Origin of the sequence: Burkholderia sp. Bp9143 (genome assembly GCF_003853645.1) — a bacterium.
In the GTDB taxonomy this organism is placed as follows: Bacteria; Pseudomonadota; Gammaproteobacteria; order Burkholderiales; family Burkholderiaceae; genus Burkholderia.
On the sequence record NZ_QTPO01000070.1, the window covers coordinates 1 to 18,679 of the forward strand.

Here is an 18,679-nt window from a genome sequence, read left to right on the forward strand (position 1 = left end):
GCCGCGACCTTCGCGAGCGAGCCGCCGAATTTGCCGACCGCGGTCCGCGCGGCCGATACGATCACTACGTCCGTCATGTTCTGTTCCTGCATTGAAATCAGTGGGTCGATCCGTATTGCATGCCCGTGCCGGTACGGCGCGGCGGCCGACGACGGCGCGTGGGCGCCACGCGGCCCGCGATGCGGCTGCACGTTCGCGCGCTCGTGGCGCCGCCCATCAGCCCGCCCCGGCCATGCCCCGGGCACGCCGCGGCAAGGCGGACGTTCGCCGGTCGCCACGCGGCACACGCAGCGGCCGGCGCCATCCGGCGCCGTTCAATCGTGTCGCGCCTGCGCGCGACACGCGGTCATGCAGCCGATTCGCGCGAAGCGGCTTCCTTGCGTGCGGCAGCCGCGGTCTGCTTGGCGCCGCGCGCCGTCGTTTCGCTGACCGCGTCGAAACCGCTTTGCGCGGCCTCGATCGCTTGCCCCGTCGCTGCGCGCACGGAGTCTGCCGCGGCGGTTGCGGCGGACAGCGCCGAATTCAGTGCGGCGACCACCGGGGCCGTACCCGCCGGCGCGTGCTTCGTCAGTTCGCCGAGCACGTCCTTCACGCGCTTGTCGTTCTGCTCGTACTGAACCTGCGCGACCTTCGCCCACTCGGCCTGCGTCGACACCGCGATGTCGAACAGATGGCGGCCGTACGCGACGGCCTTGCCGGCGGCTTCCTGCGGTGCGGCGAACTGCTGTGCGAAGCCCGCTGCCGGGTTGCTCGGATTGAACGCATTCTTCAGCTTGTCCTCGTACTCCTCGAGCGCCGTCTTGGCCGCTTGCACGTTGAGTTCGACAACGGCCTCGAAACCATGAATTGCCGGGCGCGCAATCGCGAACCAGGCGGCGACTCCGGATTGATAATCGGCGGCGAGTTTTTCGGGGGCAAATACGGACATCGGGCACGCTCCTGTTGGCAATGCGAGAGACGACGTAAAGAAAATGGAAGTCAGTTCGAAGCCTGCTTCCTTATTCACAACTCCCGGACGCTATTGCGTGCGGGAAGTCGAGAATCGTCATTCTAGATGCATCAATTGTCAATTAAATGGCATTAATGCTAGGTAAAAACCCTTACCCTCGAGAAGGACGCCTCTCGATCGTTGGCCGCACATGAAGGGGCCGTGTTGCAACCCATTGCCCCGAAACGATTTTTACTTTTTTACAGCGTAGCGCACCGCAGCCATCCGTAATATTTACCCCATCATTATTTCCGTTATTAGAAAAGAGGTATGTATTGAAAATGGATGCGACGGCCGATGTAATCGTTTTTCCAGATTTATTTTGAAATCGTTACCGGGATTATTAATGACAAATTCAATGATCGTATAAATTACCGGAGGGACTGCGGCGATACCCTCACCCGACCAGTTCGCGATGCAGCGCGCGAAATTCCTGCGCGAGCTTGTGCGCCGGTTCGAGATGGATCACCGGCGTCGACTGCTGATGCGACTCGCGGATCTTCACCGATGCCGACAGCCGCGACGCCAGCACCGGCAATCCTTCCTCGACGAGTTCGTCGACCAGCCGCTGCGGCAGGCTCGCGCGCGGCTGGAACTGGTTGATGACGATCCCTTCGACCTCGAGCGCCGCGTTATGGTCCTGCTGGATTTCCTTCACGTTCTCGAGCAGCGTGTAGAGCGCGCGGCGCGAGAAGTCGTCGCAGTCGAACGGAATCAGGCAGCGCTCGACCGCGATCAGCGCCGAGCGCGTGTAGAAGTTCAGCGCGGGCGGCGTGTCGATGTAGACGGCATCGTAGGTGTCGAGCTCGTTGAGCGCGTCGCGCAGCTTGTAGATCTTGTAGCGCGACTCGAGCTTGCCGTGCAGCGTGTCGAGGTCCGGATGCGCGGGCATCACGTCGAGCCCGTCGAACGGCGTCGGATGGATGAACGACGCGACGTCGACCGGCCGGAAGTTGAACGTCAGCGCGGTCTCGAAGAATCCGGCGACGCCGGGATGCGCGTCGATCGCGCGGTCGCCGAGCAGGTAGCGCGTGGAATTCGCCTGCGCGTCGAGGTCGATGACGAGGGTGCGCAGCCCTTCGCTCGCGCTGATCGCCGCCAGGTTGCAGACGATCGTCGACTTGCCCACACCGCCCTTCTGGTTGAATACGACCCGCCGCATTGTGTCTCCTTCGATCGAAACGTCGAAAGAACAAGCTTAGCCGGTCAATCGTGGCGGCCACGTGACATCCGTCAGATACACGTGAATGGACCCGGCACGTAACGGTTGAAGGGCACGCGGCCACCATAAATGGAAGTGGCCGAAATGTTGCGGTGCCGCATCCGAGTCGCTATACTTAGGGAAAACCCTAGTCAAGCTTGCCAAGGAGCAATCGTGTACCCCGTATTCTCGTTCCTGATGGATATGCTGCCGGGCCGCAGCACGGCTTCGTTTGCGCCCGCGGCAAAAGTGAACCGCGTCACACTCACGGGCACGGTTGACCGCAGCGATGGCGTAGTCCTGTCGATCGACGGCAGCGACGCCCTGGTCCGGTGGCCGAAGGGCGGAAAGTCCGTTGAGCGCGTCAGCAATCTGGTCGCGATTGTGACGGAAGCGTAATTCGTTTTTTCTCCGGCGCGCTCGGCGCCAGTCTTGCGGACGGACAGACAACGCCTCGACACGTAGCACCCGACCCGCCTCGCCCCATGTGATGGTTTGGATGGGACTGCAACGGTTCCGCGCGTGATACGGTTGCGCCAAACTGCGTCACGCCAGGTATCCCGTCGTCCGGATCGCCGACGTAGACGCAACCGACGTCTGATCCATCGCACACCATGACGATGCACGTCCCCTGAGCGGGGGAATCGTTTCAAGCTCCTCCCCCTTCAATGGGGCCGGTGCGCAACCGCTCATCCCCGCCTTCACGACGCCAGTCATGGCGTTCATCGCGATCGCTTGAAGCTCGGTCCAATTTCAACCGTCGACATCGGCGCCGGTTCAACGTGGACACGCGGCGCCATTGCATCGATGGTGCTGCCGAAGGCCTCGGCCGATGCCATCGGAACTTCACGAATTGCGTATCGGGTCTCGCCAGCCCCCATTCCGCGAACGGAACCCATCCGATCAGGCGCGCTCCACCCGGATCGAAAAACGCGTAAACGAAAAAAGACCCGAAGATCCAGGCCAAATCGCTGATTCAGCTCGGAAATTCGGGCCCCTCCGCACCCCAGGAACCAACGTTCCGTCAGAACGGGATATCGTCGTCCATCTCGTCGAAGCCACCGCCTGCCGGTGCGCTCGGACGGCTCTGGCCGCCGCCTGCACCGCCGCGCGGCGCGCCGCCGGCACGACCGCCGCCACCGCCGCGTTCCATCTGTTCGCCGCGGCCGCCACCGCCACCACCGTAGCCGCCGCCGTAGCCGCCTTCGTCACCGCCGCCACCGCCGCCGCCCGAACCGCCGCGGCCGCCGAGCATCTGCATCTGGTCGGCGACGATTTCGGTCGAATAGCGATCCTGGCCGTCCTGGCCCTGCCACTTGCGCGTGCGGATGCGGCCTTCGATATAGACCGACGAACCCTTCTTCAGGTACTCGCTGACGATTTCGGCGAGACGGCCGAAGAACGCGACGCGGTGCCACTCGGTCATTTCCTTGAAATCGCCGCTTGCCTTGTCCTTGTAGCGATCGGTCGTCGCGAGACGGATGTTCGCAACCGCGTCGCCGCTCGGCAGGTAACGGACTTCAGGATCGGCGCCGAGATTGCCGACGAGGATGACCTTGTTGACGGATGCCATGTGTTTCTCCAGTAAATTCGATGCCGGGCCGCCCGCGAATGTCGTCGGAGCAGCCCGCCGGGCAAGCCGGCGAACGCCGCCGGTGCCTGCCCGAAAAGAAGGTTCAGGCCTTGCGCGGCGGCGCTTTCATGCTGGCCGCGATTATAAGCCACGCCGCCACGAGCCCAGAGCACGCATAGAAGACGGTGTTCGCGCCGCCATGCTTCAGCAGCCAGCCGCCCGCGATGCCGCCGAGCGCGAGCCCGATCGATTGCGTGGTGTTGTAGACGCCCGTGGCCGCACCCTTGCGCGAACCGGGCGCGAGCTTCGACACGAGCGACGGCTGCGACGCTTCCAGAATGTTGAAACCCAGGAAGTACACGAACAGGATCGCCGCCACAATGAGGATGGTATGCGGTGCGCTGCCGAGCAACAATTGGCCGATCAGGATAGCCAGAATGCCGCCGAGCAGCACGGGCTTCATCTTGCCCCGTTTTTCCGCGACGATGATCGCCGGGACCATCATCACGAACGCGAGCCCCATCACCGGCAGGTAGACCTTCCAGTGCGCGGCGACCGGCAGCCCGCCGTCGACCAGCAGGCGCGGCACGACGAGGAACAGCGCCGTCTGCGTCGCGTGCAGCACGAGCACGCCGAAGTTCAGGCGCAGCAGCTCGCCGTTGTGCAGCACCTCGCCGAACGGCGCCGGCACGTTCACGGGCTTCGCCGCGTCGGGCACGACCCATACCACGACGCCGATCGCGAGGATCGACAGCACGCCGACGATCGCGAACAGCCCGCTCATCCCGACCCAGTGGAACACGATCGGCGCGCCGACGATCGCGACCGCGAACGACACGCCGATCGAGCCGCCGACCATCGCCATCGCCTTCGTGCGGTTCTGCTCGGAGGTCAGGTCGGCGATGAACGCGAGCACCGCGGACGACACGGCGCCCATCCCCTGGATCACGCGGCCAAGGATGATCCACGTGATGTCGTGCGCGAACGCGGCGACGAAGCTGCCGAGCGCGAAGATCAGCAGGCCGGTGGCGATCACGGGCTTGCGGCCGAACTTGTCCGACGCCCACCCGTAGAAGATATATAGCAGCGACTGCGTGACGCCGTAGGCCCCGAGCGCGATACCGACGAGCAGCACGTTGTCGCCGCCCGGGATGGTTTTCGCGTAGACCGAGAACACCGGCATGATCATGAACAGGCCGAGCATGCGCAGCGCGAAGATCGCCGCGAGCGACGTGGTCGCGCGCAGTTCGGGCGCACTCATGCGGGAAGACGTGGCGGACGGATTGGACATCGGGAATGAATTTCGAATGATCGGAATGTCCGCCCGGCGGCGGGCGGCGGAAGATCAGGGCCACCGGCCCGGCAGGCCCGGCAGGCGCTTTCCGGGACGTCACGCAGGCAGCCTGCGGGTCGCCTCGCGCCGCGCGGCGCGGCCGCCTCCCGGTGTGGACACCGCCTTGCTGCCAGCTGCTGCAAAGGCTGGGGGCCCCCAACGACGGCCTCGAAAAGCCGTTATAGTAGCAGGTTTGGTTCCCTCCATTTTCGCCAGGTTCATGGAACAGATCCGTATCCGTGGGGCACGCACCCACAACCTGAAAAACGTCAATCTCGACCTGCCGCGCCACAAGCTGATCGTGATTACCGGGTTGTCCGGGTCGGGCAAGTCGTCGCTCGCGTTCGACACCCTTTATGCCGAAGGCCAGCGCCGCTACGTCGAGAGCCTGTCCGCGTACGCGCGCCAGTTCCTGCAACTGATGGAGAAACCCGACGTCGACCTGATCGAGGGCCTGTCGCCCGCGATCTCGATCGAGCAGAAGGCGACGTCCCACAACCCGCGCTCGACCGTCGGCACGGTCACCGAAATCCACGACTACCTGCGACTTTTGTTCGCGCGCGTCGGCACGCCGTACTGTCCCGACCACGACATCCCGCTCGAGGCGCAGAGCGTGTCGCAGATGGTCGACGCGGCGCTCGCGCTGCCCGAGGAAACCAAGCTGATGATCCTCGCGCCCGTCGTCGCGAACCGCAAGGGCGAGCACGCCGAGCTGTTCGAGGACATGCAGGCGCAGGGCTTCGTGCGCTTTCGCGTGCGCTCGGGCGGCGGCACCGCGAACGAAGGCGTCGCGAAGATCCACGAGGTCGAGTCGCTGCCGAAGCTCAAGAAGAACGACAAGCACACGATCGACGTCGTCGTCGACCGCCTGAAGGTGCGCCCGGACATGAAGCAGCGCCTCGCGGAATCGTTCGAGACCGCGCTGCGCCTCGCCGACGGCCGCGCGATCGCGCTCGAGATGGAGTCCGACCACGAGCACCTGTTCAGCTCGAAGTTCGCGTGCCCGATCTGCTCGTACTCGCTGCAGGAGCTCGAGCCGCGCCTGTTCTCGTTCAACAACCCGATGGGCGCGTGCCCGGAATGCGACGGCCTCGGCCAGATCACGTTCTTCGACCCGAAGCGGGTCGTCGCGCACCCGTCGCTGTCGCTCGCCGCGGGCGCCGTGAAGGGCTGGGACCGCCGCAACCAGTTCTACTTCCAGATGCTGCAGAGCCTCGCGGCGTTCTACGAATTCGACATCGACGCCGCGTTCGAGGACCTGCCCGAAAAGATCCGCAAGGTGCTGCTGTTCGGTTCGGGCAAGCAGACGATCCCGTTCTCGTACATCAACGAGCGCGGCCGCACGACGATCCGCGAGCACGTGTTCGAAGGGATCATCCCGAACCTCGAGCGCCGCTACCGCGAGACCGATTCGGTCGCGGTGCGCGAAGAGCTCGCGAAGTACCAGAACAACCAGCCCTGCCCGTCGTGCGACGGCACGCGGCTGCGCCGCGAGGCGCGCCACGTGCGGGTCGGCACCGGCGACTACGCACGGGGCATCTATGAAATCAGCGGCTGGCCGCTGCGCGACGCGCTCGGCTATTTCGACGGCCTGTCGCTCGACGGCGCGAAGCGCGAGATCGCCGACAAGGTGATCAAGGAAATCGTCGCGCGCCTGACCTTCCTGAACAATGTCGGCCTCGACTACCTGTCGCTCGAGCGCAGCGCCGAAACGCTGTCCGGCGGCGAGGCGCAGCGGATCCGGCTCGCGTCGCAGATCGGCTCGGGCCTGACCGGCGTGATGTACGTGCTCGACGAGCCGTCGATCGGCCTGCACCAGCGCGACAACGACCGCCTGATCGGGACGCTCAAGCACCTGCGCGACCTCGGCAACTCGGTGATCGTCGTCGAGCACGACGAGGACATGATCCGCACGGCCGACTACGTCGTCGACATGGGCCCCGGCGCGGGCGAGCACGGCGGCGTGGTGGTCGCCGAGGGCACGCCGAAGCAGGTGCAGTCGAATCCGCAGTCGCTGACGGGCCAGTATCTGGTCGGCAAGCGCACGATCGAGTATCCGGACGAGCGGATCGCCCCCGATCCCGAACGGATGCTGCGCATCGTCGACGCGCACGGCAACAACCTGAAGCACGTCGATCTCGAGCTGCCGGTCGGCCTTTTGACCTGCATCACCGGCGTGTCGGGTTCCGGCAAGTCGACGCTCATCAATGACACGCTGTACCACGCGGTCGCGCGCCACCTGTACGGCTCATCGGCCGAACCGGCGCCGCACGAAGCGATCGAAGGCCTCGAGCATTTCGACAAGGTGATCAACGTCGACCAGTCGCCGATCGGCCGCACGCCGCGCTCGAACCCGGCCACCTACACGGGGCTGTTCACGCCGATCCGCGAGCTGTTCTCGGGCGTGCCGACCGCGAAGGAGCGCGGCTACGATCCGGGCCGCTTCTCATTCAACGTGAAGGGCGGCCGCTGCGAGTCGTGCCAGGGCGACGGCGTGCTGAAGGTCGAGATGCACTTCCTGCCGGACGTCTACGTGCCGTGCGACGTGTGCCACGGCAAGCGCTACAACCGCGAAACGCTCGAAGTGCAGTACAAGGGCAAGAACATCAGCGAAGTGCTCGACATGACCGTCGAACACGCGTATGAATTCTTCAGCGCGGTGCCGGTGATCGCCCGCAAGCTGAAGACGCTGCTCGACGTCGGCCTCGGCTACATCCGCCTCGGCCAGTCGGCCACGACGCTGTCGGGCGGCGAGGCGCAGCGCGTGAAGCTGTCGCTGGAGTTGTCGAAGCGCGACACGGGCCGTACGCTGTACATCCTCGACGAGCCGACCACCGGCCTGCACTTCCACGACATCGCGCTGCTGCTCGAGGTGATCCACCGGCTGCGCGACCAGGGCAACACGGTCGTGATCATCGAGCACAACCTCGACGTGATCAAGACGGCCGACTGGGTGATCGACCTCGGCCCGGAAGGCGGTGCCGGCGGCGGCCAGATCATCGCGCAGGGCACGCCCGAGCAGGTCGCGAAGACCAAGGCGAGCTTCACCGGCAAGTACCTCGCGCCGCTGCTCAAGCGTCCGACCCACAAGGCGGCGGCCGGCTGACACTTTCCGTTCCCGCGCGCGGCTGCCCGGCCGCGCGCGCCCGGCGCCCGCGGCGGCGCCGGCCTCATCGTTTTCCCTTCCGCGGTTTTCCCCTCTGCGTTTACACCACGAGCCAAACAGCCGCGTGGCGGACCATAATGGCAGCTATACTTTACGGTCGTAAGGTTCGCCATCCGCCCCAATCCGGTGCGGCGCCGGCCGACCGCCGTCCTGCCGCCCACCGCGCGGCACGACACACGAACGACAGGAATCCATGATGGAGAAGCAACAAGAGTCGCGCGACGCGCAGAACCGCGAGCCGCACCTGCGCAGCGTGCGGCTGACGAGCGACTTCAGCCTGCCGAAGCTGTCGGCGATCGAGATCGGCAGCTACCTGTTCGCCCTGATCGCGATGGTGCTTGTCATCGAACTCAAGCTGCTGGGCGGGCTGCTGGCCGGCCTGCTGGTCTATCAGCTGATCCACACGATCGCCCCGGCGATCGAACGCCATACCACGAGCATGCGCGCGCGCTGGGTCGCCGTCGTGCTGCTGTCGATCGCGATCGTCGGCGGGCTCACGGGCCTGACGATCGGCATCATCGAGCACTTCGAGCAGACGGTGCCGAACCTGCAGAGCCTGCTCGACCAGCTGATGCAGATCGTCGAGCAGACGCGCGCGCGCACGCCGGCCTGGATCGCGAACCTGCTGCCGGTCGACGTCGAACAGATGAAGACCAAGGCTGCACTGCTGATGCACTCGCACATGGACCAGCTCCAGCAAGGCGGCAAGAGCGTCGCGCGCGGCTTCGGCCACGTGCTGTTCGGGATGATCATCGGCGCGATGATCGCGATCGGCGTCGAGCACGGCAAGGTGCGCCGTCCGCTGTCGACCGCGCTCGTCACGCGTGTGTCGCGCTTCGCCGAGTCGTTCCGCCGGATCGTGTTCGCGCAGATCAAGATCTCGGCGATCAACGCGGCCTTCACCGGCATCTACCTGCTCGTCGCGCTGCCGATCTTCCACCAGCGGCTGCCGCTGTCGAAGACGCTCGTGCTCGTCACGTTCATCGTCGGGTTGCTGCCGGTGATCGGCAACCTGATCTCGAACACGCTGATCGTCGCGGTGTCGCTGTCGGTCAGCATGGGCACCGCGATCGCATCGCTCGCGTTCCTCGTCGTGATCCACAAGCTCGAGTACTTCCTGAACGCGAAGATCATCGGCGGCCAGATCGAATCGCGCGCATGGGAGTTGCTGCTCGCGATGCTGATCATGGAAGCCGCGTTCGGGCTTCCCGGCGTGATCGCCGCGCCGATCTTCTATGCATACCTGAAGCGCGAGCTGTACATGCTGCGGCTGATCTGACGCTCCGCACCCGACGCAACCCGACGCCCCGCGCGTCACGCGATAAAAAACGCCGCGCCCCGTAAAGGGCGCGGCGTTCTTGTTTGCAGCAACCGGCAACCGACGGCCGGCGCGAACCGCCGATCAGCGGAACACGACGGTCTTCGTCCCGTTCAGCACGATCCGGTGCTCGACGTGCCACTTCACGGCGCGAGCGAGCGTCACGCACTCGACGTCGCGGCCGATCGCGGTAAGCTGGTCGGGCGTCATGCTGTGGTCGACGCGCTCGACTTCCTGCTCGATGATCGGACCTTCGTCGAGGTCGGTCGTCACGTAGTGCGCGGTCGCGCCGATCAGCTTCACGCCGCGGTCGAACGCCTGGTAGTACGGCTTCGCGCCCTTGAAGCTCGGCAGGAACGAATGGTGGATGTTGATCGCCCGGCCGGCGAGTTGCTGGCACATGTTCGGCGACAGGATCTGCATGTAGCGCGCGAGCACGACGAGATCGGCCTGGTGTTCGTCGATCACTTCCAGCACGCGCGCTTCCTGCGCAGCCTTCGCCGCATCGGACGAACCGCCGACGAGCGGGAAGTGATGGAACGGGATGTTGTAGCTTGCGGCGAGCTGGTAGAACTCCTTGTGGTTCGACACGATCGCCGGGATCTCGATCGGCAGCTGGCCGGTGCGATAGCGGAACAGCAGGTCGTTCAGGCAGTGGCCGATCTTCGACACCATGATCACGACGCGCGGCTTCACGGCCGCGTCGTGCAGTTCCCAGCGCATCCCGAACTGCTCGGCGAGCGGCGCGAATTCGTTGCGAAGCGTGTCGAGCGCCGACGCGACATCCGCGCCGTCGGCATCCTGCTCGAAGTGCACGCGCATGAAGAACTCGCCGGTGCGGCTGTCGCCGAACTGCGCGGAATCGAGGATGTTGTTGCTGCGCTCGAACAGGAAGCCCGAGACCGCGTGGACGATGCCGTGCCGGTCGGGGCACGACAGTTTCAAGATAAAGCTGTGATCGGTCGACATGACCGCTACTCCCTTCGTTTCGGTATTCGTCAAATAGGCCGTTCGTTCGGCCGCACCGCGGGACAGGCCCGGGCTGGCATGCAGCGCGTTACGCGGCCGGCGCGAACAGCGCGTCGATGCCCGCGGCGTCGGCCGCCGAGAGCCAGCGGTGGCGCAACAGCGTGTCGAGCATCGCGAGGCTCGCGTCCATCGTCGCGCGGCCTTCGCGCAGCCAGCCGATCACCTCGGGCACGCCGGCCAGCAGGTGCTCGGCCACTTCGCCGTCCTGGTTGTGCGGCGCGAAATCGCGCGGCAGCGGCAGATCGTATACGAAGATCAGTTCGGACTGCGTGCCTTCCGGCAGCGAGCACAGCACCTGCACCGCACGGCCCGCGATCGCGCGCGACGCTAGTTCGGCCGGCATGCCGGCCTCTTCCCAGCATTCCTTCGTGAGCGTCTCGTGAACGCCCAGGCCCCAGCCGATGCCGCCTGCAACGACGTTGTCGAGCATGCCGGGGTCGGTGGCCTTGGTCGCGCTGCGGCGGCCGAGCCACATCTGCGGCGCGGCGGGCGAACCCGGCGCAACCGCATATTCTACGATGCCGTTCAGGTGCACCGCATAAGTCTGCGTGCCGAAGAAGCGCGACGCGGCGCGCTCGATATACGCGAGCGGCGGATCGTCGAAGCGGTTGCGGACCGCATAGATCTCGTCGCGCCAGCCGGGAATCGCGCCCTCCGCCGCCAGCGCGCCGATCGCGCTCGCGAGCGCCATGCTGCGCGCGTCGACCGTGTCATAGCGCGCCGACAGCACGACGCGCTCGTCCGTCAGCTCGAACACGTCGGGCCAGCGGGAGAGCTTCGCGACGTCCTGGCGACGCACCCAGCCTACGGCCACGCCGGCGATCTCGAAACGCAGGTGCGCGGCCGGATCGAAGCGGCGCGCGGCCGCAATGCACGGAAACGTCATCGGGCTCAGTCCTTCAGCGCGACGCGGATGCCGATCGCGATGAAAGTCGCGCCGGCGATCCGGTCGAGCCACACGCCGGCCTTCGGGCGGCGCTTCAGCCATGTGCCGATCGCGCCCGCGCCGACGCCGAACAGCGAGAAGATCGCGGCCGTCTGCAGCATGAACAGCGCGCCGAGCTCGAACATCTGCAGCGTCACGCTCTGCACGCCGTGCGGATCGACGAACTGCGGCAGGAACACGACGAAGAACAGCGTGACCTTCGGGTTCATCAGGTTGCCGATCACGCTCTGCCGGAAAATCGCGCCAAGCGGCTGCGGCGGACGCTCGTGCGCGTTCGCGAGACCCTGGCTGCGCAGCGCCTTGATGCCGATCCACACGAGGTACGCGGCGCCCGCGAGCTTCAGCGTCTGGAACGCGACCGGCGACGAGCGCAGCACGGCCGCGACGCCGAGCGCCGCGAGCGTCGTATGGAACAGGATCCCGGCCGTGAAGCCGAGCGCGGCGACGAAGCCGGCCGCGCGGCCCTGCGAGATGCCGCGCGCGAGCACCTGCAGGTTGTCGGGACCCGGCGCGAACGTGATCGCGATCGACGTGGCGAGAAACAGCATGAAGTTGGGCATCGTGACCTCGCGGCGTGGGCCGGCGTTCAGTGGTTCAGTGGCCGGCGAATTCGGTGACGGTATAGACGGGCAGCCCCGCGTTGCGCAGCAGCGTCGAGCCGCCGAGCTCGGGCAGGTCGATGATCGCCGCACCCTCGACGACGACCGCGCCGAGCCGCTGCAGCAGGTTGCGCCCCGCCATCATCGTGCCGCCGGTCGCGATCAGGTCGTCCATGATGATCACGCGGTCGCCGGGGCGGCACGCGTCTTCGTGGATCTCGACCGTCGCGCTGCCGTATTCGAGGTCGTACGACTCCGAACACGTCTTGTACGGCAGCTTGCCGACCTTGCGGATCGGCACGAAGCCGACGCTCAGCTCGTACGCGACGATCGGCGCGATGATGAAGCCGCGCGCGTCGAGCCCCGCGACGTAGTCGAGCTTCGCATCGACATAGCGTTCGACGAACAGGTCGACGAGAATGCGCAGCGCCTTCGGGCTCTGCAGCAGCGTCGTGATGTCGCGGAACATCACGCCCGGCTGCGGCCAGTCGGGCACGGTACGGATCTGGCTGTGGATGAAGGCGACCGGATCGAGCGGTGCGCCCGACGACGAATGCGGCATGAAACTCTCCGAAAAAAACGGTGCGCGAAGATCGGGCACCGTTTCGAATAAATACGGGTCAGGTTATCGAATCGCGACTCAGGCGACCGCGGCCGGCGGCTCGCGCCGATGGCGCGACAGCCGCTCCTCCGCGAGCGCGAGCGCCTCGGGCAGCCCGCGCAGCACGACGATGTCGCTCGCGCGCAACTTGGTCTGCGGGTCGGGTTCGACGCCGCGGATGCCATGCCGGCGGATCGCCGTGACTTCCAGCCCGAGCGCATATAGCCCGAGTTCCTCCAGCGAGCGCCCGACCGCGTCCGCGCGCGCATCGACCGGCACTGATTGTAGCCGCACCTGCTCGTGATCGTCGTCGTCCGCGTCGTCCGCGCCGCGGAAATAGCCGCGCAGCAGGCTGTAGCGTTCGTCGCGCATTTCCTCGACGCGCCGCACGACCTTGCGCATCGGCACGCCGACCAGCACCAGCGTGTGTGACGCGAGCATCAGGCTGCCCTCGACGATCTCCGGAATCACCTCGGTCGCGCCGGCCGCGAGCAGTTTCTCGAGATCGGCGTCGTCGACCGTGCGCACGATCGCCGGCAGCGTCGGCTCCAGTTCGTGCACGTGGTGCAGTACGCGCAGCGCGGACGGCGTGTTCGCATACGTGATCGCGACGGCCGCCGCGCGATGGATACCGGCCGCGAGCAGCGACTCGCGACGCGCCGCGTCGCCGAACACGACCGATTCGCCAGCCGTCGCGGCCGCGCTCACGCGATCGGGATCGAGGTCGAGCGCGACGTACGAGATACCTTCCTGCTCGAGCATCCGCGCCAGGTTCTGCCCCGCGCGGCCGTAGCCGCAAATGATCACGTGGCTGCGCTGCTTGAGGCTTTGCGTCGCGATCCGCGTCATCTGCAGCGACTGCTGCATCCATTCCGTCGACGACAGCCGCATCACGATCCGGTCGGCGTTCTGGATCAGGAACGGCGCGGCGAGCATCGACAGCAGCATCGATGCGAGGATCGCCTGCAGCAGCGTCGAATCGACCAGATGCCGGTCGAGGATCAGGTTCAGCAGCACGAAGCCGAATTCGCCTGCCTGAGCGAGCCCGATGCCGGTGCGCATCGCGACGCCCGGCGTCGCGCCGAAGAGCCGCGCGAGCCCCGCGATCATCGTCCCCTTGAACAGGATCTGCCCGACGAAGAAGCCGAGCACGAGCAACGGGTGCTCCCAGATCACGCGCGGATCGAGCAGCATCCCCGTCGTCACGAAGAACAGGCCGAGCAGCACGTCGCGGAACGGCTTGATGTCCTCTTCCACCTGGTGACGGAACGGGGTCTCGGAGATCAGCATCCCCGCGATGAACGCGCCGAGCGCGAGCGACAGGCCGAAGCGGTCGGTGATGAACGCGGCGCCGAGCGTGACGAGCAGCAGGTTCAGCACGAACAGTTCCTGCGAGCGGCGCCGCGCGACGACGTTGAGCCAGCGCGTCATGAAGCGCTGGCCGACGATCAACAGCAGCGCCAGCGCGATCACGATCTTGACCGCCGCGAAACCGAGCGTGAGCGCGAGATCCTTCGACGACTCGGCGCCGAACGCGGCGATCACGATCAGCAGCGGCACCACGGCGAGATCCTGGAACAGCAGCACGCCGAAGATGTTGCGGCCGTGCGCGGTCTCGATCTCGAGCCGCTCGGCGAGCATCTTCGACACGATCGCCGTCGACGACATCGCGAGCGCGCCGCCGAGCGCGACGCTGCCCTGCCACGTGATGTGCACCCAGCGCTCGAACAGCGCGCCGAGCACGACCGCGAGCACGAGGGTCGCGACCACCTGCAGCAGCCCGAGCCCGAACACGAGCCGCTGCATCGCCCTCAGCTTCGCGAGCGAAAATTCGAGGCCGATCGAGAACATCAGGAACACGACGCCGAATTCCGCGAGATGCTCGGCCCGTTCGAGGTCCGCGGCGATGCCGAACGCGTGCGGGCCGACCAGGATGCCGACGGTCAGGTAGCCGAGCATCGGCGGCAGGTTCAACGAGCGAAATACGACGACGCCCACCACCGAGGCCAGCAGCAGCAGCAGGGTCATTTCGAGCGGGGAAATCACGGGCGAAGCGTCCTCGTTCGTCGGGGCCACGGCAATGCGGGCGCGGGTGGTGGCGGTGGGCAAGCGACGTCGGACGAGTCCGAAGGCGCGGCGCGGCGAACAAACGCCTTTGCTATACTCCGCGCATGATAGCGAAAATCAATGATGATCGGGCGCTCGCGCTCGCCCGCGACGTGCTCGACATCGAGGCGGACGCCGTGCGCGCGCTGCGCGACCAGCTCGACGGCGACTTCGTCCAGGCAGTCGCGCTGTTGCTCGACTGCCGCGGCCGTGTCGTGGTATCCGGCATCGGCAAATCGGGGCATATCGCCCGCAAGATCGCGGCCACGCTGGCAAGCACCGGCACGCCGGCCTTCTTCGTCCACCCGGCCGAGGCCAGCCATGGCGACCTCGGCATGGTCACGTCGGACGACGTCTTCATCGGCATCTCCTATTCCGGCGAATCGGAAGAACTCGTCGCGATCCTGCCGCTCGTCAAGCGGATCGGCGCGAAGCTGATCGCGATCACGGGCCGTGCGGAATCGAGCCTCGGCACACTCGCCGACGTGAACCTGAACGCCGCGGTGTCGAAGGAAGCGTGCCCGCTGAACCTCGCGCCCACCGCGAGCACGACCGCCGCGCTCGCGCTCGGCGACGCGCTCGCCGTCGCGGTGCTCGACGCGCGCGGCTTCGGCTCCGAGGATTTCGCGCGCTCGCATCCGGGCGGCGCGCTCGGCCGGCGCCTGCTCACCCACGTGCGCGACGTGATGCGCTCGGGCGACGACATTCCGCGCGTCGGGCTCGACGCGACGCTGTCGGACGCGCTGTTCCAGATCACCGCGAAACGCCTGGGCATGACGGCCGTGGTCGACGCCGACGGCAAGGTCGCGGGCATCTTCACCGACGGCGACCTGCGCCGCGTGCTCGCGCGCGACGGCGATTTCCGCACGCTGCCGATCGTCGACGTGATGACGCGCCAACCGCGGACGATCGGCCCCGACCATCTCGCGGTCGAGGCCGTGGAACTGATGGAGCGCCACCGGATCAACCAGATGCTGGTGGTCGATGCCGGCGGCGCGCTGATCGGCGCGCTGAACATGCACGACCTGTTTTCGAAGAAGGTGATTTGATGAGCGCAGCGCTGACTGCGGCCGAACGCGCGAGCCGCGTTAAGCTGATGATTTTCGACGTCGACGGCGTGCTGACCGACGGCGGCCTGCTGTTTACCGCGGCCGGCGACGCGATGAAGTCGTTCAATTCGCTCGACGGCCACGGCGTGAAGCTGCTCGGCGAGGCCGGCATCGCGACCGCGATCATCACCGGCCGCCGCTCGGAAATCGTCGCGGCGCGCGCGAAGGAAATGAAGATCGCGCACCTGTTCCAGGGCGTCGAGAACAAGCTCACCGTGTTCGCCGACCTGATCGCGACGCTCGGCATCACCGCCGACGCCTGCGGCTACATGGGCGACGACTGGCCCGACCTGCCGGTGATGCTCCGCTGCGGCTTCGCGACGGCACCGGCCAACGCGCACCCCGAGGTGATCGCCCGCGCGCACTGGGTGGCCGAGGCCCGCGGCGGCCAAGGCGCGGTGCGCGAAGTCTGCGACGCAATCCTGCGCGCGCAGCGCCGCTACGACGCGCTGCTCGCGGCTGCCTGCGGAGCCTGACGGATGAACACGCATTTCCGCTGGACCCAGTTGCTGCCGCTTGCCGCGGTCGCCGCGCTCGCGGGCATCACGTGGTGGCTGCTGCAGGCGACGCTGCCGCCGCCCGGCGAGGGCACCGTGCAGCCGAAGCGCCACACGCCCGACTATTTCGCGGACAACTTCTCGGTCACCGAACTCGACCAGTCGGGCTCGACCCAGTACCGGCTGACGGCCGCGAAGCTGATCCATTACGAAGACACCGAAAACAGCGACCTGACCGATCCGGCCATGCGGGCATTCCAGCCCGGCAAGCCGGTCGTGACGACCACCGCGAAGCGCGGCAGCGTCAACGGCGACGTGTCGATCGTCGACTTGTACGACGACGCGCGCATCCTGCGCATGGCCGGCGGCGGCGATCCGCAGATGCAGGCCGATTCCCAGCATTTCCGGATCTTCGTCAATGACGATGTGATCCAGACCGAAAAGCCGGTTAAACTTCAGCGCGGCCTGTCGCTCGTCAACGCGACCGACGGCATGAAGTACAACAACGTCACCCGGGTCATCGAGCTTTACGGCAACGTGCGCGGCACGATCGCCGCGGCGGATACGTCCGGCGGCTCGAAAGGTCAATCCAGGTGACGCATCCCTCACGTGACTGCATGAACGAACCGTTCCCTCGACAGAATTCCGGCGGCGCTGCGCGCGCCGTCCGCGCCGCGCTCGCCGCGACGCTCGTGGCGCTCCCGCTCGTCGGGCTGGCGCCGCTCGCCCACGCCGAGAAGGCCGACCAGAACAAGCCGATCAACGTCGAGGCGGACAACCTGACCTATGACGACCTGAAGCAGGTGACGGTCGCGACCGGCAACGTCGTGATCACGAAGGGCACGATCATCATCAAGGGCGACCGCGTCGAAGTGCGCCAGGACCCGGAAGGCTATCAGTACGCGACGTCGTTCGGCAGCGGCAAGAAGCACGCGACGTTCCGCCAGAAGCGCGAAGGCCTCGACGAATACATCGACGGCGACGCCGAACGCATCGACTACGACGGCAAGCAGGACCTGACGACGCTGACGACCACCGCCACCGTGCGCCGCCTGCAGGGCACGTCGACGATCGCCGACACCGTGCACGGCAGCGTGATCACATACGACGGCCAGCGCGACTTCTACACCGCGAAGGGCGGCAAGGACGTCGCGGCGCCGGGCAACCCGAACGGCCGCGTGCGCGCGATGCTGTCGCCGAAGAACGGCGGCCCCGGGCAGCTGAACGGCGCGCCGGCGAAGCTGTCGCCGTCGACCACGATCCAGGGAGCGCCGGGCCAATGAACGCGCTTCCGAACCGCCAACCGGCCGGCACCACGAGTTCGCTCGTCGTCCGCAACCTGAAGAAACGCTACGGCTCGCGCACCGTCGTCAAGGACGTGTCGCTCGACGTGAAAAGCGGCGAAGTCGTCGGCCTGCTCGGCCCGAACGGCGCCGGCAAGACGACGTCGTTCTATATGATCGTCGGCCTCGTGCCGACGGATGCGGGCGAAATCTCGCTGAACGGCAGCTCGATCAGCCTGCTGCCGATCCACAAGCGCGCATCGCTCGGCCTGTCGTACCTGCCGCAGGAAGCGTCGGTGTTCCGCAAGCTGACCGTCGAGGAAAACATCCGCGCGGTGCTCGAGCTGCAGCATGGCGAAGACGGCAAGCGGCTGTCGAAGGACGCGATCGCATCGCGCACCGAGGCGCTGCTCGACGAGTTGCAGATCGGCCACTTGCGCGAGAACCCGGCGCTGTCGCTGTCGGGCGGCGAACGCCGTCGCGTCGAGATCGCACGTGCGCTCGCGACCAACCCGAACTTCATCCTGCTCGACGAACCGTTCGCCGGCGTCGACCCGATCGCGGTGCTCGAGATCCAGAAGATCGTCAAGTTCCTCAAGCAGCGCAACATCGGCGTGTTGATTACCGATCACAACGTCCGCGAAACGCTCGGCATCTGCGACCACGCATACATCATCAGCGACGGTTCCGTGCTTGCTGCCGGCGCGCCGAGCGAAATCATCGAAAACGAAAGCGTGCGCCGCGTGTACCTCGGCGAACACTTCCGCATGTAAATCCCCCCATGGCTGGCCGCTCCCGCCCGGCATCGCCGCGCGGGGCCGCGCCCGCGTGCCCCGCACGGCGGCCCTGCCCGCGGCCGGGCGCCGCGCCGCGCGTAATCGCGGATGGCTCAAGGCGCCTGGGTCGTGGCAAACTGCCGGTATGACTCCC

General features: G+C 66.5%; 17 protein-coding genes and 1 pseudogene. 8 read left to right on the top strand and 10 right to left on the bottom strand.

The genetic code is table 11. The features are described 5' to 3' along the window. From DIE23_RS39920 to DIE23_RS35055, 3 genes and pseudogenes are all read right to left on the bottom strand, one after another. A pseudogene (locus DIE23_RS39920) lies at positions 1-191 on the bottom strand (hypothetical protein); the annotation flags it as partial. A 155-nt stretch (positions 192-346) separates the two neighbouring features. Then, the gene (gene phaP, locus DIE23_RS35050) at positions 347-928 is read right to left on the bottom strand and encodes a TIGR01841 family phasin (RefSeq protein WP_124616941.1); all 582 of its coding nucleotides are present in this window, start codon (positions 926-928) and stop codon (positions 347-349) included. 457 nt (positions 929-1,385) lie between these two features. Then, positions 1,386-2,150, bottom strand: coding sequence for a ParA family protein (locus DIE23_RS35055; RefSeq protein WP_124616943.1), 765 nt, complete (start codon positions 2,148-2,150; stop codon positions 1,386-1,388). A 213-nt stretch (positions 2,151-2,363) separates the two neighbouring features. On the opposite strand from DIE23_RS35055, the gene DIE23_RS35060 reads away from it, so the two are divergent. After that, positions 2,364-2,588 (top strand): hypothetical protein, encoded by a 225-nt coding sequence (locus DIE23_RS35060; RefSeq protein ID WP_124616945.1) that lies wholly within the window; start codon positions 2,364-2,366, stop codon positions 2,586-2,588. Between the two features lie 625 nt (positions 2,589-3,213). Here the strand turns inward: DIE23_RS35060 and DIE23_RS35065 are convergent. Both DIE23_RS35065 and DIE23_RS35070 read right to left on the bottom strand, forming a co-directional pair. Then, the gene (locus tag DIE23_RS35065; RefSeq protein WP_124616946.1) at positions 3,214-3,762 is read right to left on the bottom strand and encodes a single-stranded DNA-binding protein; all 549 of its coding nucleotides are present in this window, start codon (positions 3,760-3,762) and stop codon (positions 3,214-3,216) included. A gap of 103 nt (positions 3,763-3,865) precedes the next feature. Next, positions 3,866-5,053, bottom strand: a complete 1,188-nt coding sequence (locus DIE23_RS35070; protein ID WP_124616948.1) for an MFS transporter — start codon at positions 5,051-5,053, stop codon at positions 3,866-3,868. A gap of 262 nt (positions 5,054-5,315) precedes the next feature. Here DIE23_RS35070 and uvrA point away from each other — a divergent pair, with 262 nt between their 5' ends. Beyond that, complete coding sequence (gene uvrA, locus DIE23_RS35080) at positions 5,316-8,201, top strand: excinuclease ABC subunit UvrA (RefSeq protein WP_124616950.1); 2,886 nt, start codon at positions 5,316-5,318, stop codon at positions 8,199-8,201. A gap of 256 nt (positions 8,202-8,457) precedes the next feature. Beyond that, positions 8,458-9,540 carry an AI-2E family transporter gene (locus DIE23_RS35085; RefSeq protein ID WP_185646597.1) on the top strand — a complete coding sequence of 361 codons (1,083 nt, stop codon included), beginning with the start codon at positions 8,458-8,460 and terminating at the stop codon, positions 9,538-9,540. A 123-nt stretch (positions 9,541-9,663) separates the two neighbouring features. Here the strand turns inward: DIE23_RS35085 and purU are convergent, their stop codons facing one another. The 5 genes from purU to DIE23_RS35110 form a co-directional block, all read right to left on the bottom strand. Continuing rightward, complete coding sequence (purU, locus tag DIE23_RS35090) at positions 9,664-10,548, bottom strand: formyltetrahydrofolate deformylase (RefSeq protein ID WP_124616953.1); 885 nt, start codon at positions 10,546-10,548, stop codon at positions 9,664-9,666. Positions 10,549-10,636: 88 nt separating this feature from the next. Beyond that, positions 10,637-11,494 carry an NUDIX hydrolase family protein gene (locus tag DIE23_RS35095; RefSeq protein ID WP_124616955.1) on the bottom strand — a complete coding sequence of 286 codons (858 nt, stop codon included), beginning with the start codon at positions 11,492-11,494 and terminating at the stop codon, positions 10,637-10,639. Between the two features lie 5 nt (positions 11,495-11,499). Continuing rightward, complete coding sequence (locus tag DIE23_RS35100) at positions 11,500-12,114, bottom strand: LysE family translocator (protein ID WP_124616957.1); 615 nt, start codon at positions 12,112-12,114, stop codon at positions 11,500-11,502. Between the two features lie 34 nt (positions 12,115-12,148). Beyond that, entirely contained in the window at positions 12,149-12,715 is a 567-nt protein-coding gene (locus DIE23_RS35105; RefSeq protein ID WP_124616959.1) for an adenine phosphoribosyltransferase, read from the bottom strand. Between the two features lie 78 nt (positions 12,716-12,793). Further along, a complete protein-coding gene (locus tag DIE23_RS35110; protein WP_124616961.1) occupies positions 12,794-14,800 on the bottom strand; it encodes a monovalent cation:proton antiporter family protein in 2,007 nt (668 codons plus the stop codon). Positions 14,801-14,925: 125 nt separating this feature from the next. Between DIE23_RS35110 and kdsD the strand changes: the two genes are divergently transcribed. The 5 genes from kdsD to lptB are packed head-to-tail and all read left to right on the top strand — an operon-like array spanning position 14,926 to position 18,522. Then, on the top strand, positions 14,926-15,909 hold the full coding sequence (gene kdsD / locus DIE23_RS35115; protein ID WP_124616963.1) for an arabinose 5-phosphate isomerase KdsD: 984 nt from the start codon (positions 14,926-14,928) through the stop codon (positions 15,907-15,909). Beyond that, entirely contained in the window at positions 15,909-16,445 is a 537-nt protein-coding gene (locus DIE23_RS35120; protein ID WP_124616965.1) for an HAD family hydrolase, read from the top strand. The genes kdsD and DIE23_RS35120 overlap by 1 nt, the downstream gene beginning before the upstream one ends. 3 nt (positions 16,446-16,448) lie before the next feature. Then, on the top strand, positions 16,449-17,063 hold the full coding sequence (gene lptC / locus DIE23_RS35125) for an LPS export ABC transporter periplasmic protein LptC (protein ID WP_124616967.1): 615 nt from the start codon (positions 16,449-16,451) through the stop codon (positions 17,061-17,063). Positions 17,064-17,083: 20 nt separating this feature from the next. After that, complete coding sequence (gene lptA, locus DIE23_RS35130; RefSeq protein WP_124616969.1) at positions 17,084-17,749, top strand: lipopolysaccharide transport periplasmic protein LptA; 666 nt, start codon at positions 17,084-17,086, stop codon at positions 17,747-17,749. Beyond that, a complete protein-coding gene (lptB, locus tag DIE23_RS35135; RefSeq protein WP_044847462.1) occupies positions 17,746-18,522 on the top strand; it encodes an LPS export ABC transporter ATP-binding protein in 777 nt (258 codons plus the stop codon). The genes lptA and lptB overlap by 4 nt, the downstream gene beginning before the upstream one ends. Positions 18,523-18,679: the final 157 nt, after the last annotated feature.